This is a genomic window from Nocardia sp. NPDC019219 (genome assembly GCF_040632645.1).
Taxonomy (GTDB): Bacteria; Actinomycetota; Actinomycetes; order Mycobacteriales; family Mycobacteriaceae; genus Nocardia; species Nocardia sputorum.
Genome location: NZ_JBEYCG010000017.1, coordinates 1 through 15,558, shown reverse-complemented (window position 1 = coordinate 15,558; position 15,558 = coordinate 1). Strand labels below are relative to the sequence as shown.

Genomic DNA, 15,558 nt, shown 5'->3' with positions numbered 1-15,558 from the left:
CGGCAGGCCACCGGCCGTTGTGGGGGGAAGGACACCCCGGGCGGTAGCGTGTTCTTCTACGTCTACCACTCCGGCCACCTCCACTCCGCAACCCATTCCCGCGCTTGGGAATGGGTTTTCTTGTCGGAGTTCCTTTTTCGGTCGATGGCCCGTGACCCGCGCGCGAGGGCGGCAGGGTCCGTTCCGATCGCCCGTCAGCCGTGCGAAGGCGGCGAATCCGTGCGATCGGATGCCGGAGCCGTCACCCGCGCCGGCGCGGGTGACGCGTCGGCGAGACCGGTGCTGTTCGCTTCGGACTCCTTCTCCCGGACCAACCGCAGTGGCGGCCGCGTCGCCGGAGCGTGCACCACGGCCGGGACATCCCGGGTACGACGAGTTTTGGTCCACGGAGTGACCGCGGGCCTGCGCGCTTTCGACGTGGCCTTCGCCGGACGCTCGGACTTCGGTGGCGCGGGGTCCGGCCTGCCCGGCTGCGGCACGGCTCGGCCCCACGGGGTGGACGCCGCGCCCGGACTCTGCCGCGCAGGAGGCGGCACTCCCAGCGAATCTCCCAGGTCTGGGCCCGCCACTGCGGGCACGTCCGCTGCCCGCACACGGTCAGCGGGTCCAGCCGCTTCGGACGACCAGCCGGACCGGTGAGCCTCGGAGTCGACGACCTGCCGCGCCGCAACCTCGGACGCCGCGCCGCGGGCAGCGACCGGTCCGGCATCCGCTCCAGCGTGCGCGGACAGCGCGGATGGGCGCTCGACTCCTGCCGGTCGGTCCGCCGCGTTCACGTCCACACCGTTCGGTACGGGCCCCACTGCCGCAGTCCTTTTCGCGGACTCCCAGACAGACTCGCGAGGTTCGGACCCAGCCGGCGAGGGAGATCGCTCGCCGGTCGGGACCGGCGTACCTGCGCCGGCGGGGAATCCGTTTCGATCCACCGGCCGTTCCGCGGCGCCGGCCGCGTTCGGGGCATCGCGCAGCCCGACCGGGACGCGCGCGTCTTTTGGGGGTCCTTCGAGACCGGTGTTCGCCGCCGATGCGTTCGGACCGAAGGGCGGCACCGGCTGTTCGCCGCGCTGGAACGGATTTTCGCGCTCTCGCACGGCGGGACCATGCGGAGCGTTCGCGTCCGTCGCGGTGGGCGGCGCCGCGTCGAACGGTGTCGATGTCGTGAAATCGAGTGTCGAGACGTTCTCGGCGAATGTCGCCGCGTGCCGCATGATGTCGTCGGCGTGATCGTCGAGCACCTTCGCGAAGTGCTGCACCGCGTCGGGATCGATGCGCAGCGGCGCCGGCCGGCCCGACGACGGGATGTCGAGCGCGTCCCGGGTCGCGTCGTAGACGATCCCCTTGACCATGTCGTCGATGGCCTTTTCGAGCGGTTCGATCGCCTTGCCGATGACTTCGGCGACGATGTAGCCGATCAGATACTGCGCCATCTCCTCGCACAGCCTGCGAGCCGCCGCGGCGACCAGCGGCGCGGAGGGCGCCAGCGGCGGCGTGATCATCATCGAGGCATAGGCCGCGGCCAAGGCGGCGAGTTCGGCCAGCACGGCGACCTTCACCACAGTGATCACCGTCGCCGCGGCGTCGAGCGCTTGCCCCACGATCTTGCACGCGCTGTCGAGTTGCTGCATGTGGCTGGCGCTCATGCCCGCCCAGGTGGCGACCAGTTGCTGATAGGACTCACCCGAGTAGAAGGCGCCCATCTGATCGATCACGCCGGTCGCCGAGTCGTGCGTGTCCCGCACTTGGGCGGCGAAGGTGCGCACATGCCCGGCGAGGGCGCGGACATCGTCCTCGTTGATATCCGGGTAGGGGATGCCGCAGATGTTGAGAAACAGCGCGACCTCGCTGGGGATGTTTATGGCCACGCGATCCTCCCCCTGGTCACCGCGTCACAGCACCCGCACGACGACGGAGTTGCTGTCCATGCGCGACCACTTCACCGTCGAACCAGTGTAGGGCGCCTCGATGACCATGCCGTTGCCCGCGGCCAGCTGCACGTGCTCCGGCCCTCTGGTGCTGAAGGAGGAGCCTGGAAACACCAGGTCGCCGGGACGTACGTCGTCGGGGTGCACCCGGACCCCGCTGTAGATCTGCTCGTATGTGGTCCGGGGCAGCACCACTTCGCCGTTGCTCGCCTGGGCGATGGCGTACTGCGTGAGACCCGAGCAGTCGAATCCGCCGCCGCTCGGACCGCCCGCGCCGCCACCGCCCCACACGTAGGGGGTGCCGAGCCAGTTGCTCGCGGCCAGCACCGCGTTGCCGCCCCTGGTCCCGTCCGAGCGCACGGCGCTCTTGCGGCGCAGCCGGGACGAGGAGCTGGACCTGGAGCGCGTCCGTCGCCGCCTGCGTGGCGCCGTACCGTGCCTGGCCTGCCGGGTCGCCGGCGTCGCGGGCGGCATGATCTGCGCGGCCTGCTGCCGTGCGGCGGCGACATCGGCGTCGACCTGTTTGGTGGCATTCGAGATGGTGGTCTGTGCGGCATCCAGCAGCGCGGGCCCGCTGAAGCGGGTGTCGGCCACCGAAGCGATCGCCTGTATCCGGCTCTGGAAATCCGCGATGTGGTTGTTCAGACGACCGCGGCCGTTGACCGTTCCATCACCGGACTCGCCCACGGCTTTGCCGACGATGCTGTCCTTGCCCGCATGGGATTCCGCGATCGACATCTGCATGCCGTGCGCCTCGCCGTACCGTTGTAGCGCCACCGCCCCGGACTGGGGACGCAGATCGGCGGCGAGAGCCTGGGTGGTGGTCGCCGCCTGGCCGGCGGGCTGGCCGTCGCCGTACAGCGCGAGCAGCGATCGGAGTACTCCGTCCAGGTCGTTCGTCAGTGCCGGTGCCATTCGACCGACTCGCCATCGCTCATCACCGACCGCCTCTCACACTCTCCAGCTATTGTGTCGCCCGAACCGAATCGGTCGTATTCCCATCCGTGGGTGGGTAATCGAACTATGCGCCACTTCCCATAATCGGGAAGCCGAGACAATGGGTGTGACTTCTGGAAGGCGGTGGCGACGGTATGGCCCCAACGGCAGCGGAGACCAAAGCCAAAAAAGCATCGGCGCTGGCGTCCAGCCCTCTGGCCAGTGTGGCCTCCGAGGTCAAGCATTTCTGGCCGGTCGACCTGCATTGCCCGCCCGGAGCCTCGGAGGGGCTGCGCGCCTATATCGCGATGGCGGACACGGCCATTCAGACCGCCGTAGACCTACTCGGCCGCGGCATGACCACTCCCCCGCCGAAAGTCTCCGACCTGCTCGAGCCCGAATTCTACAAAGCGCTCGGCAAGGGCGAGGCGGACGACGAATACCGCAAGACGATCGACAAGGTCGAGGCCAGGCAACTGCAGTTGCTGCAGATGGACGACAAGGTGGTCAAGACCTCTGTCACGGTGGCCGCCGAACAAGTGTCGGCGCTGCGGTCCATCAAAACCATCGTGGCCGAGCTCAACACCAAGCTGAAGGCCGCGGGCACCGGCAAACTGAAGCCCGCGCAGGAGCTTCCGTTGCTCGAGGCGGTCGCCGCCGCCGTGGAGGCGGTGTACGACAAAGTCACCGCGATCGCCGACCTCAACGAGGATATGGCCAACGGCAAAGGGAACGGCAACTCGAACGGCGGCGGCCAGAACGCCGGGGGCGGCACGGCCGGTGGCACCAGCGGCGGCGGTGGCGGCGGTGACGGTGGCCTTTCCTCGCTGCTGCCGATGCTCGCGATGCTGCCGATGGCCGCGATGCCGCTGATCTCCCAGATACCTGAGATGTTGCAGAACGCCGAAGAGGACAAGGCGAAGAAGGCCGAGGAGAACCAGAATCACGGGGCCCCGGGTCAGCCCGGGCAGGCGCCGCCGCCCGGCAATCAAGGCCAGCCCGCGGCCGCGCCGCCGCAGGGCGATCCGAATGCGCAACCGGCCGCCGCGCAGCCGGCCGCCGCGCAGCCGGAAACCGCGCCGCCCGGCGGCATCACCGCGGCACCGGCAGCCAATACCGCGCCGCCCGCCGAGCAGGATGGAGCTCCGGCCGCTACCGCGTCACCCAGCGTGATCCCGGCTCGGCGGACCAGGGACGGTTCCGCGACCGCCCGGACGGGCAGCGAGACCGCTCAGGAGGCGGAGGCCGAGGGCGAACCGACTCCGGAAGAAACGCCCGTCATCGAGGCGTAGCCGCGTCGAGCCGCCGTCGGAGAGCACTCGAAGAGGTCGAGTCCGTCGGCGGGTTCGGCATGTCGAGGCTCGGCTGCCACGCTCACCGCGTGCATCGATCACCCGATCGGGTACCGGCAGCCCGGTAGCAACGTGGTGCCGCCGTGCGGATCGCCCGCTCTATCAACGCTGCCGAATCGGCGGCGGTGACCGTGCGCATGATGTGCGCTCTCGTACACGATTGCGGTACCCAGTAGCCGTCCGGGGCCGGAATCCCGCCGAACCTGGTGAACGGCCGCCACGCTCCGGTCAGTGTCCGTGGACCAGCCCGAGGCGATGTGTGGTCCCCAGGCAATGGCCCGACTCCCCGGAAGAACCCTCAGCGACAGACCTACCGACGTCCGGCACGCGGCGCGGCGGGATCGCACCCACCACGCCGCGCCCGGATCAATGAAATGACCTACGCTCGTGGCGCTTTCACGACTGCTCCGGAGGCGCCACCGGCGGCGGGGTCGAAGGCGCGGCCACGACGGTGGGCGGCGGTCCTCCGGCGACCTCCGGCGCGGTGACCGAAGGAACCACTGCGGGCGGGGCGACACGCTCGGGCTGCACGGCGGTGGACACCGGCGCCGGCGTCGAGACGAACTGTGGATGCAGCGTGACCTGTTCGTGGGCGTAGACGGCGTCGCGCAGGGTCTGCCTGCTCGTCTCGTTCGCCAGCAGCAGCACCAATTCGTTGCAACGCCGCTCGAAAACCATGCTACGCAAGGGGGATGCCCCTTCCAGCCGCAGCTGCCCGATCTCCACCCGGCCCACGTCGACCCGCTGCCCCAGCATCGAGGCCGCCAGGAGATCGTCGGCGTCCCGCAGTTCGTCCCACAGCTCGCGCGGCACCGGCCTTCCGGCTTGCAGCTCGGCGAGAATCCGTTCCCGGACCCGGCGCGAAGTCGCGGCTTCGACGGGCGCCGGTCCGGAGCGCCCGACCTGCCCGTGGGCGTCGAGGGCCAGTTCCACGCACCGCGATCGCACCTGCGCGTCGGGTACCGACGAGACTTGTTCCAGGCCGGCGATCGAACCGGCAAGGCCGAGCCGGTCGGCCGTATCCGGGGTGAACTCGCGCAGATCGACGTCATAGGACGGAGCGACGAGCCCCTCCATCGCGGCTTCACCGAAGCGGTTGCGCAACCCCGGATCGATCGGGCCGGAGGACACGAGGGCAGACAGACTCGCGTTCGCCTTCGCACCCCAGGCCAACCCGAATTCCGCCAGAACCCGGGCCGGATCGGTGACTCCTTCCCACGGCGATCCGGCGCCGTCGTCGGCGGCGAGCAACTCGTCCCAGTTCCACGGCGTGGAAACCTCACGTGGCAGGAACAATCCGGCGGGCAACCACCCGCGTCCTTCGTTCGACGTGATGAAGACACCCGTTCCACCGGGACCCCGCATCACCGAGACGGCCCAGGCCATGCCCACCGGGGAGTCCACCGCGGCGAGCACGCTCCCGAGCAGCGTCCTGGCCAGCACGAGATCGTCGTTCACCTGGCCGCCCACCACGTACGCGGGTTCGGCCTCCTTGTCCTTCGCCGACGCCACGGCGGCGGCGAACGGGCTCGCCACCGGCATCGGCATGGGCGGCAGGTCCGACCGGCCCGTCGCGCCGGTGGGCGGCTGCGTGGCGCCTCGATCGTCCGGGGCCCCGTTGAGCGGGCCGACCCCGGCGGGCGGCATGCCGGCCGCCGACGGCGCTGTCACGCCGGTGCTCGACGGGCCACCCGGTGTCGTCGTTCCCGTCGCGTTCGGCGTGCCGGTGCCGTTGGTGCTCACCGGGTCCGTCGACGCGGCGGTCGCGCCGGGCACGCCCGCTCCGGTCGGGGACGCCTCGCCGGGTTTGCCTTGCGAAGCGGCGAGCGGGTCGGTCTGCGTGGCGTCGGGGGCGGCCGAATCGCGACCGGAGGAAGCGGGACCGGCCGTCACCGGGCCGGCATCGGGCGACGAACCGGGCGTGGACACGGACGGTGTCGTGGGGCGGTCCGTGCCGAGCGGATCGGGCGAGCTTCCCGGCACCGGAGACGGTTGATCGGTGAGGCCGGCCACCTGCCGGATGTACTGGGCGAAATCGTCGTCGGATTGCTCGTAGGCGTCCGCGGACGCACGCAACGACTCCGCGGTGCGATCGTGTTCACTGGCCAGCGCCTCGCCCGCGCGCTGCCGTGCGTCGTAGTATCGCTCCAGCGCTTCATAGACCGGGTAGGCGATCTTGCCGTAGGTGGGCAGGAAGTTCGCCAGCCAATCCGTCGGCGGTTTGGCCCATTCCCTGGTGTCGGCGGCGACCCGACTGTGTTGGTCGGCCAGCTGACGCAAAACCGCAGGGTCGATTTCCATGCTGTTCGGCATGCTCGATCAGATCCTTTCCCACCACACGTCCCCCTATTGTCGATCCTTCCCAGGAATGGGGAGCGCGGTGCGGTCACCCGAATCTGCACTTGCGCAGCGGCATCGGGTGGCGACGCTTCTCGACGATGGCGGTGTCCAGCTACTGATCAGCGGCCTGGCCCCGCGGTGATGGTCGGGCGGCGCGGCGGAGCCGCGGCGGGCGCGGGAGCCGGTGCGACGAAGCCTGGATGACCCACGATCTGCGTGTGCGCGTACATCGCGTCGCGCAGCGCCTGTCGTGTCGCCGCCTCCGCCAGCAGCAGCACGAGTTCGTCGCAACGCCGTTCGAAGACCATGGCGCGCAGGCCGCTCATCTCCGACGCGTACCGGCCGTCACCTTGGTCGGCGCGCAACTCGCCCAGCGCGACCCGCGAGACATCGGCGCGCCGCGACAGCATCGTCGCGGTGAGCAGATCGTCGGCATCCCGGAGCTCCTCCCACCACTCCTGTGGCACTTCCCGGCGCTGCCGCAGCGCGCCGAGGATCCGCTCGCGTGCCGCGGGCGCTCCCAGCGCGGCCGGGGAACCCAGACCGGCGCTGCGCACCCGAACGTGCGCGTCGGAGGCCAATTCCCAGCATCGCAGCCCGATCTCCGACTCCGGCGTGGCCGCGGCCCGCTGCACCAGCGCCGGGGCCGCCACCAGTTCGAGGCGGTCGACCAGACTGGGTCGCGGCGCGCTGAAATCCATCGCCGACGAGGCGGCCACTTCCCCTTCGATCGGCACCTCGCCCAACTGCCGTCGCAGTTCGGCGTCGATCCCTTCGGAGGAGACGACGGCGGTCAGCCGAGCACCGGACTTGCGCCCCCAGGCGAGGCCGAACTCGGCCAGCACGCGCGCGGGGTCGGCGACGCCCTCCCACGCGCTTTCGGCCACCTCCCACACCCACGGCGTGGACATCTCACGCGGCAGGTACAACCCGGCGGGTATCCAGCCGCGTCCCTCGTTCGAGGTGACGAACGCGGTGATCCCGCTCTGGTGGCGCATCACCGACACCGCCCACCCGAGTCCGAGGACCGCGTCGCCGCCCGCGGCCAGGACGCCCGCGAGCAGCGTGCGGGCCAGCACCAGGTCCCCGTCCACTCGCGCGCCCAAAACGAACGCGGGAGCCGCCGCCGAGGTCATGGCCGCACCGACGACATTGCGCATCGAATCGTCGCTGTCGTCCGCCTCGTCCTTGCCCGCGTCCGCGCGCTGCTCGGTCCGCTCGGGCGGCTGTGTCTTGCCCACCGCGCCCGCGCCGGGGGGCGGTCCCGCGCTCACCGCCGTGACCTTGGGCGCGGCTGCCGGTCCGCGCGATTCGCCGGGTGGAACCGTGGTCTGCTTCGCCTGCACTTGCGGCGGAACCGAGCCCGCCTGTGCCGCTGGAGCGGAGACCGCCGGTCCGGACGGACTGCTCGGGGCCGCCGCCGCGGCGGCGGGCGCCGGTGCCGGTGGCGCCAGGTAACCCGGCGTCACCCCGGGCGGAGGAAGGACGAAGGGCGGTGCCACCGACGCCGCCGGGTCGGCCGCGGACACAGAGACATCGGTGATCCGCTCGGGTGCCGCGGCGTCGTGCGTTTCCGCCACCGAAGCGGTGGTGGAGCGGTCATGGGTTCCGGACTCGGCCTCGTCGGCCGAGACATCCGAGCCTCTTCCGTGCGGATCCTGCGCGTCCGAACCGGGCGCATCGTGGTCACCGCCGTCCGCAGGGGCTCCCTGATCCGATGCGATGGGCTCGGTATCCGTGAGCTGTCCGCGAGGCGGGCCGCCCGCGGCGGTCAAGCCGGGTCCCGCGTCGGAGGTTCCGCCGGGCGTATTGCTCACGGGGACGGTCGTCGTTCCGCCGGGCGGGTACTGGCCGGGCACCGGGCCCGTAGCCGGAGATTCGGTCGAAGTGTCCTGGCTCGTGCGGGGATCCGGCTGCCGCCCGACTTCGTCTCCGGGCGACGACGGGTCGGCGGTATCGACGACCGGCTGCTCGTCCACGTTCTCCGGGAACACCACAACGGGCGTATCGTCCTTCGGCCGATCGGTCCGCGGCGATCCGTTGTGCCGTGGATCGCCGGAGTGGTCGGTCGCGGGCCGGTGCTGTCCCCGGTCGTCTCCACCGTGGTCGTTTCCGCTGTGGTCGTGCGCATTACGATGGCCCGGCTCCCAGGGCCCCGGCTGTCCCAGCGCGTCGGCGATCAAGCCCAAACTGGGCAGCCCCTGGGGGCTGATCGAATTGAGCGCCGCCCGGACGACATCCTCCACGTCTTCCCTCGCGGCGGCGATCATTCCGGGAATCCGGCTGCGGATGGCCTGAGCGTCGGATTCGTCGTCCTCCGCCGCGGCCGCGCGCTTGGTCGCGTTGACCCGCGCCGTAGCCTCCTCGACGATGTCGAGGATCTTGTTGCGGGTCCGGTACACCAGGTCGGAGAAGTCCCGGAAAGTATCCGCCGCGGCCTCCAGCGCGTCGGCGAATGCCTGCGGGTTCATCCGCTGGCGCACCATATCGTCCTTGACCGGTTGCAGCCCGGCACTGGAACGGGCCCGTTCGTCGAATTCGCGTCGTCTGCGGTCTGCGTCGAGCAGGTCCAACGCCCCCGCACCGTCCCGCGCGAGACGTTCCAGCGCACTCCAGTCCCCCGGCGAGATCGCCGGCCAGTTGTCGCCGACGATGGCGTCCCAGTACGGACTGTCGCGCTCCGGTTCCATCAGCGAGTCAGACGAACTCGGTACGGCTGCGCACCGCCGCGGCGCCCGCACGATCGGCGTCACCGTGGGTGTACGACACTTGGGCGGTGACCGCTGTCGTCGCGTCCACACGGCGGCCGTTGGCCCGCACCGCACGCTCGAACGTGGTCTTGATCCACTGCGTGTGCGCCACCAGTCGCCGATCGATCTCCGATTCCGGTCGCCGTGGCGCGACGAAACCACCGCTGATCTGCTGGACTTGGCCGCCGACCGTGGTGATCGCGGTCCGGAACTTCTGCGCGGCGGCGACGACCTCGTGCGGATCGTCGGTATCGAATTTGTCGGTCATGTCGCTGTCCTGTCTCGCCGTTGCGGCGGTCGGCACTCAGGTGTCGCGTCGGAACTCGGCTTCCTCCATGGCGCGATACGACGCCTCGGTCGGAAGGTCGAACGAATCGATCGTGTAGGAGCGGGTGCCCTTGTACTCCATCTCCGCCCGCAGACCCACGCGCGACTTCGCGTGCGCCAGCCGCGCGAGCTTGACGATCTGCGACGCCAACCACTCGTCGCCGTTCTCGCGGGCGTCATCGGTGAGGTACAAGCCGATGATCTCGCCATCCCGGTCGCATCCGACGCCGACGGTGTGGTCGGGGTTGAACACCTCGTAGGTCATCTTCCGCCAGTCCGGCGCGACGGCTTCCCGCTCGTCGACCTCATCGACATCGTCGACGTCGTAATCGTCCATGTGGATCGGATGTATGTCGGTCATCGGCTGCTCTCCGAGAATCGTTCACCGGGCTGCGGATTGATCAAGTAGTCGGCGTCGTCGGTCATGGATTCCAGGCGCTCGGCAAGCGCGGACCAGGCGGCGTCCTCGATGCGCATGATCTGGCGCATCTGCCAGAACCGGGCCCCGAGGTACAACTCGCCGGTGCCGTCCGGGGCCACGTCGAGATGGTCGGGGCCTTCCGTGGCGGGGTTCAACGTCACCGCCGTCACCGGCGGCCGGGTGTCGTCGACGTTCACCAGCGTCGCGCCGCCGCCCGGGATGAAACTCTGCCGCAGCCTGGCACTGCTGCCGATCGCGACGCCGGCGCTGTTGGTGGTGATGGTGACCTCCGGATTCAACAGCAGTTGCAGCACCCACGAGCGGGCCGTCTGCTCAGGATGGTCGGCGTTGATCGCGATCGTCAACGTCGCGGCCAGGTCGATCACCAGGACCGCGTCGGTAGTGGTGACACCGGCGATCACCAGACGGCGGGCGGTGCCCGTCGGATACGGCAGGTCGTCGGCGGCCAGGGACACCACGTCCGCGCCGGCGCCGCCACCGGTGGCGGGATGCGCGGAGACGGTTCCGGTGGCGACATCGATCGTGTAGGCGACGATGATCTCCGAGATGCCGTCCGCCACCCCGGCCAGCCGGACCAGCCCCTCGTCGTGCAGCCACCGCACCGTATCCGCGACGGTGACCTCCGGTGCGGGCTCGGTCATCAGGCCTGCCCCGAAGCGGTGCCGACCGGCTCGTCGGCGTCGATGGGGTTCTCCATGACGCTCTGATACTGCCGCGCCGCGTCGGCGGTGCTCTCCCGGATCGCGGCCATGATCTCGGTGACCAGTTCGGGGCAGGTGAGCCGGTCGGCCGTGCCCGGCGCGAGGTAGAGATCGGTCAGCCTGCCCATCGCGTCGACCTCCGGGATGACCGCGCCGCTGGGCGACGGCCTGCGGGCGCGAATGTTGTCGATCTTCTCTCGCATCTCGGCGATCCGGTGCCGCAGATCCCGGGCGGCGTCCAAGGCCGCCTGCACGTCCGGGTGGATGGAACTCACGACGCCACCTCGCTGCGCTCACTCATGCGTTACCTCCGGGTTGGGAAGGGGTTTGATTGCTCGGCGCGGGCGTCGGCGGCGTCACGGTCGGGGCAATGGTCGGCCGTTCACCGATCACCGCTTCGGTGTGCGGCGTGTCGTCCACGTACATCAAGCGGTCGGGATGCCACGCCACGACGCGGTTGCGGTCGTTGTTGCCACCCGAGTTGCCCATGCCGGGCGCCATCGGCATGTACGGCATCATCGGCGATCCGCCGCGCGCGGCGGCGGCGTTGGCCGCCGACGACGTACCGAGAGGTTCGATCACCGGTGTGCGCGGCATGCCCGAACCCAGGCTGGCCGCGGCGGCCACCGGCAAGGCGCTCGCCGCCGCAACGGTTTCCGCTTCGACATCCGGGATGCCGAGGCCAGGACTGCCTGCGGGCATCCCGCTCGGGCTGCCCGTACCGAGTCCGCTGGGGATGCCGAGGTCGTCGTAACCGTAGTCGTCGAGGCCGTAGTCGTCGTAGGCGTCCGACGTATCCGACTGTCCGAGCTGACTCAGCGGCATCCCGGCCGAAGCCATCGCGCTCATCAGGGCGGGCAGCATCTGGGTCAACGCGCTGCTGTCACCGCTGCCGCTGCCCTTTCCAGCGCTTTCGCTGGTTCCTTCGCTCGCGCCCACCTTCGAGCCGACCTCGGTGGAGTAGCCGGTGATCGTCTCCGCCGAACGCGCGTTCTGCTCGTTGAACTTCGCCAGGGCGGCCTGGATGCCGACCTCGTTCTTGGAGCGCATCGCCGCGATGAGCTCCTTGCGCGCGGCGATGATCTCCTCCGGCGTGGGGTGTTTGGCTTTCGCGGTCCGGAATGCGTCGCTGTAGGTATCGATTCCGTCGGCCAGCATCCCGAGGCCGAGGCCGAGCTGGTCCAGCCACCCGCGGCGCTGGCCGAGCTCCGCTGCGGCCGCGGAGCCGACCGGTTCCCAGTTCTGCATCGACTTCGCCGCCGAGGTCACGCCCTCGATCGCCGCGAGATGCGGACCGCCGGCGAACTTGCGCAGCGCGTCCGCGAATCCCTTCGCCGCACCCGGTCCGGGGCCCGAGTGCAGCTGCTGCGCGAACGTCAACGGGTCGACCGCGCCGCCCGCGGCAGGGAACCGCAGACCGGGCGGGCGTCGTTGGCCGATCTCCTGCACTTCGCCGACCGGGTTGGCGAGGAGTTCACCGCCGCTGCCGTTGATGGTCCGAGCGCCGTCGTCGTCGGCCGCGGTGTAATCGGCGGCGGCCGCGCCGATGTTGTACGCGGTCCGCTGGATATCGGTGAGAACGCCCGCCATCCCGTTGAACAACGACGCGGCCTGCGCGTTGAGTTGCGGCACCGCGGCGGCGGAAATCGGGTCAGCCCCCGCGGGCACGACCCAACCCCCAGGCATCGCCGCGCCGGTATCGCGCGCCATCGCGGCGAGTTTCGACGCCGCAGCGACGAGTTCCTGCGGATCCACCTTCAGCGCCATCGCGACCTCCTCTCCTCATCTGCCGCACTGCTCGCGCGATCAGCCCGCGGGTGTCGCGACAACCGGCATTGCCGCGGCCGCGGACTGATCGGCCGACCCCGGCGTACCCGAGGGCGCGCCCCCGTCCGCCGGCGCGGTCACTTCAATGCCGTTCGGGTGCGCGAAGCCCTCGAAAGTGTTCGTCTCCGACGCGATCTCGGGCATCTTCGGGTCGAAGGGCTTCAGCTCGCCCTTGACGATGACCTCCAATGTGCCACCTTGGTCGGAAGGGAACACAACCAGGATCGCGGTCGAGTTCGTCCACGTGGCGACGTCGCCGGTCATCAGCTGGTAATCACCCACACGTTGGCCGATCTGCTTCTTGTCCGACCACTTCGCCGGCGTCTTCTCGTATGCCTTCTGCCCGTCGGTGCTCGCGTGGTTGCCGAACGCCGCGTCGAGGACTTGGGCGACCATGGCGGACACCTTCTGCGTACGTCCGTCGGGGAAGGTGTAGGTCACGCTGCCGTCCGCGTCCGGTGTTCGTCCGGGCGCGACCGCGGGCTGGGTGGACGTCGTGCCGGTGGGGGCCGTGGCGTGCTGCGTCGCCGGGGCCGTCGTGGACGGCTGCGCGACGGCGGGCTGGGCCGTGACCGGCGGCGCGACCGGCGGCGGGGCCACCGCATCGAGCTCGTCGTCGTAGCGGCTCGGGTCCAGGTCCCTGCGGCGACTGTTCAAGTCCTGGTCGGCCATGTTCCGCATCATCGCCTGCTGCATCATCATCGGCAGCATGGAACTCATCAGGTCCATGCCGGAGCCCATCGGTGACGTGGCGGGGGTCACCGGCACGCTCGGCGTGGTGGGTGTCGTCACGCCCGGCGTGGTCCCGCTGGGGTCGAGGCTGCTCGGCGTCTGGCCGGTCGAGCCGGGGCTGCCGGGGGTGTCCAGATCGGGCAGCGTCGTACTGGGACTCGTCGGATCGTCGAGACCGTCCAGGCCAGGGGGGAAGTCACTGTTGTCCACGGCGGGGGGGACAGTCGGGTCGGTGACACCGGGAGTCGTCGGCCAGTTCGATGTGTCGACGGGAGGCGGAGTGCCCGCCGGGTTGTTCGCCGCCGCCTCCAGCTTCTTTATCTGATCTTGTAGTTCCTTGATCATCTTGGTCTGATCATCGATGTCCCTGGCCACGCCGCTCTGCCCCTGCCTGACGGTATCTATCTCGGTAGCAAGGGAATCGTTGGCGGCCGTCACCCAAGTCAAGATGAAACTGTCGATCTGTATGCCCTGGGGCGGTGCGGTAGGCGCCATCGCCACAATTTTCTCGTCGATCACCTTGTTGGTCACCTGCTGTCCCGCCTCGGACCATTTTCCGGATTCTCGTATCGAGTTCACCAGTTCGGTGACGTTGCTGTTCAGGTCGCTGTACGACCGCTTCAGTTGCACCGCCACTTCCGCGTAGTTCGTGAAACTGCCGATATTCGCAGGGGCGACCTGTGGCACATCCGGGGCTTTGGGGGGATCACTCTTCGAATCTTTTCCGAGACTCTTCCAGATCCCATCGAAGTTTTGATACAGGCTCTTGAAGCAGGAATCGGTGAAAACCGAGAAGACCCATTCGGCCGGATAATTGCCCTCCTGGATCTTCTTCCGGTCGGGCATCAGCATCGGGTGCATGTCCACCATAGAACTGCCCCTCAGCTAGTGCTGAATGTTGTCGATGCATTGAGTGGCTTGGTCGGCAACGTCGCCGGATATGACTGCCCTTGTCCCGGGGCCGACCCCGGACCCCCGGAATGCCCGGCGCTCGAAAGACCGGCACCTACGCCGGCACCGGCCAACCAACCGCGAGCCGCATTCAAGGACGCGCCTCGCGCGGTCCATGCGGCTCCGACGTTCGCGGCCGGGTTTCGAACAGCCGGGTGAATCGCACCGTCGAGCATCCGCCTCGCCAGATTGCGCCCACCCAGCGTCGCGAACGCACCCCGGGCGGCACCACCGGCCCCGCCTCCGAGCAATGCCAAGGCGCCGGATTCGGCGCCATTACTCGCTGCCTCGCCCCAGTCGCCAGTGGCGAAGCCGTCCCACAGCGTCTCCGACAGGAAGGCCCCCGCCGAAGCGCCTAACGCGGTGCCGACGCCTGGAATGGGAATAAGCGACCCGACCGCGCCACCAGCAACGGTGGCAGTTGTGGTCAACGCGAACTTGGCGACATTCGTCCAAGGAATACCGAAGAAGCCCATGAGATCACCTCCCGGTTGCTAGGCGGCACGCCGGTGCGCGGCGGTCGACCGGTCATCACTTGCGTCCATTGCGGCCGACACCACCTGGGTCAGAGGCTCGCAAGGCTCGTGCCTCACCACGGCAAAGTCCGCCTTTCGATCGAACTCCCCATCGTCGAACGGAGCGGGTGTACGCGACGATCGACCATGAGTGAGACCTACTTTCGACGTCTTCATTGTCGAGGCTTCCCAACTGCGGGAAGCGCGGCGCTGGCAGAACCGGGGAGGCCGGTCCGGATCCATCTACACTGACATGCGCGAATTGTCCAGGCTGCCAGATCAGTTCACAGCGACTTGTGAGGACGGGTTGGATGAACGTCTGCGACCCATTGCTCGAACCTACCGCTCGGGCATCCTCCACCTGCCGACGGCACCGACAACCGGGGGACGATCATGACCTCTGCTGAAATCTGGCCCACCGAGGTCGAGGTAGCAGCGCAAGAGCCGGAAACGGCGGAAGATCAGCAGACCGGCCCGGCGACGCCGTGGTCGAGCCGGCCGGATCAGCAGCGGTCACGGCCGGGTACGGGCGTACCGGGACAACCGGCTGTTTCCGCTCCGCCGGGGCAAGTGGGCGCTCCGGCACCCGGTCAATCCAATGGCGCCGGGCAGTCGAATCCGTCCAACTCGCCGGGTGTTTCGGGTTCGCCTGTGCCTGGTCAGGTCGTGCCTGGTCAGGCGGGTCAGCCGGGTGGTGTGCCGGGTCAGCCTGGTGTGGGTGTGCCTGGTGGGCCGGTGCCGGGTGGTCCGGGTGGTGTGGTGG

Annotated in this window: 11 protein-coding genes; 1 reads left to right on the top strand and 10 read right to left on the bottom strand. The window is 69.4% G+C overall.

Annotated elements, in window-relative coordinates; genetic code table 11:
• Positions 1-194: 194 nt before the first annotated feature.
• Together ABZ552_RS26705 and ABZ552_RS26700 are read right to left on the bottom strand one after the other, a co-directional pair.
• Positions 195-1,862: a hypothetical protein gene (locus tag ABZ552_RS26705; RefSeq protein WP_281874997.1), complete on the bottom strand. Its 1,668-nt coding sequence runs from the start codon at positions 1,860-1,862 to the stop codon at positions 195-197.
• A gap of 24 nt (positions 1,863-1,886) precedes the next feature.
• Positions 1,887-2,837, bottom strand: a complete 951-nt coding sequence (locus ABZ552_RS26700) for an NlpC/P60 family protein (RefSeq protein WP_281874999.1) — start codon at positions 2,835-2,837, stop codon at positions 1,887-1,889.
• Positions 2,838-3,013: 176 nt separating this feature from the next.
• On the opposite strand from ABZ552_RS26700, the gene ABZ552_RS26695 reads away from it, so the two are divergent.
• Positions 3,014-4,150 (top strand): hypothetical protein, encoded by a 1,137-nt coding sequence (locus tag ABZ552_RS26695; RefSeq protein ID WP_281916873.1) that lies wholly within the window; start codon positions 3,014-3,016, stop codon positions 4,148-4,150.
• Between the two features lie 456 nt (positions 4,151-4,606).
• Here ABZ552_RS26695 and ABZ552_RS26690 read toward each other — a convergent pair whose 3' ends face one another.
• The 8 genes from ABZ552_RS26690 to ABZ552_RS26655 all read right to left on the bottom strand — a co-directional run bounded on the left by ABZ552_RS26690 (position 4,607) and on the right by ABZ552_RS26655 (position 14,199).
• Positions 4,607-6,523, bottom strand: coding sequence for a type VII secretion target (locus tag ABZ552_RS26690; RefSeq protein ID WP_281875001.1), 1,917 nt, complete (start codon positions 6,521-6,523; stop codon positions 4,607-4,609).
• A 146-nt stretch (positions 6,524-6,669) separates the two neighbouring features.
• A complete protein-coding gene (locus tag ABZ552_RS26685) occupies positions 6,670-9,240 on the bottom strand; it encodes a hypothetical protein (protein WP_281875002.1) in 2,571 nt (856 codons plus the stop codon).
• 7 nt (positions 9,241-9,247) lie between these two features.
• Positions 9,248-9,568 carry a hypothetical protein gene (locus ABZ552_RS26680; RefSeq protein WP_281875003.1) on the bottom strand — a complete coding sequence of 107 codons (321 nt, stop codon included), beginning with the start codon at positions 9,566-9,568 and terminating at the stop codon, positions 9,248-9,250.
• A 36-nt stretch (positions 9,569-9,604) separates the two neighbouring features.
• Entirely contained in the window at positions 9,605-9,988 is a 384-nt protein-coding gene (locus ABZ552_RS26675) for a hypothetical protein (RefSeq protein WP_281875004.1), read from the bottom strand.
• Entirely contained in the window at positions 9,985-10,710 is a 726-nt protein-coding gene (locus ABZ552_RS26670; RefSeq protein ID WP_281875005.1) for a hypothetical protein, read from the bottom strand. The genes ABZ552_RS26675 and ABZ552_RS26670 overlap by 4 nt, the downstream gene beginning before the upstream one ends.
• Complete coding sequence (locus ABZ552_RS26665; protein WP_281875006.1) at positions 10,710-11,045, bottom strand: YbaB/EbfC family nucleoid-associated protein; 336 nt, start codon at positions 11,043-11,045, stop codon at positions 10,710-10,712. The genes ABZ552_RS26670 and ABZ552_RS26665 overlap by 1 nt, the downstream gene beginning before the upstream one ends.
• Before the next feature lie 22 nt (positions 11,046-11,067).
• Positions 11,068-12,537: a PPE domain-containing protein gene (locus ABZ552_RS26660; protein WP_281875007.1), complete on the bottom strand. Its 1,470-nt coding sequence runs from the start codon at positions 12,535-12,537 to the stop codon at positions 11,068-11,070.
• 39 nt (positions 12,538-12,576) lie between these two features.
• Positions 12,577-14,199, bottom strand: a complete 1,623-nt coding sequence (locus ABZ552_RS26655; protein WP_281875008.1) for a hypothetical protein — start codon at positions 14,197-14,199, stop codon at positions 12,577-12,579.
• Positions 14,200-15,558 lie beyond the last annotated feature (1,359 nt).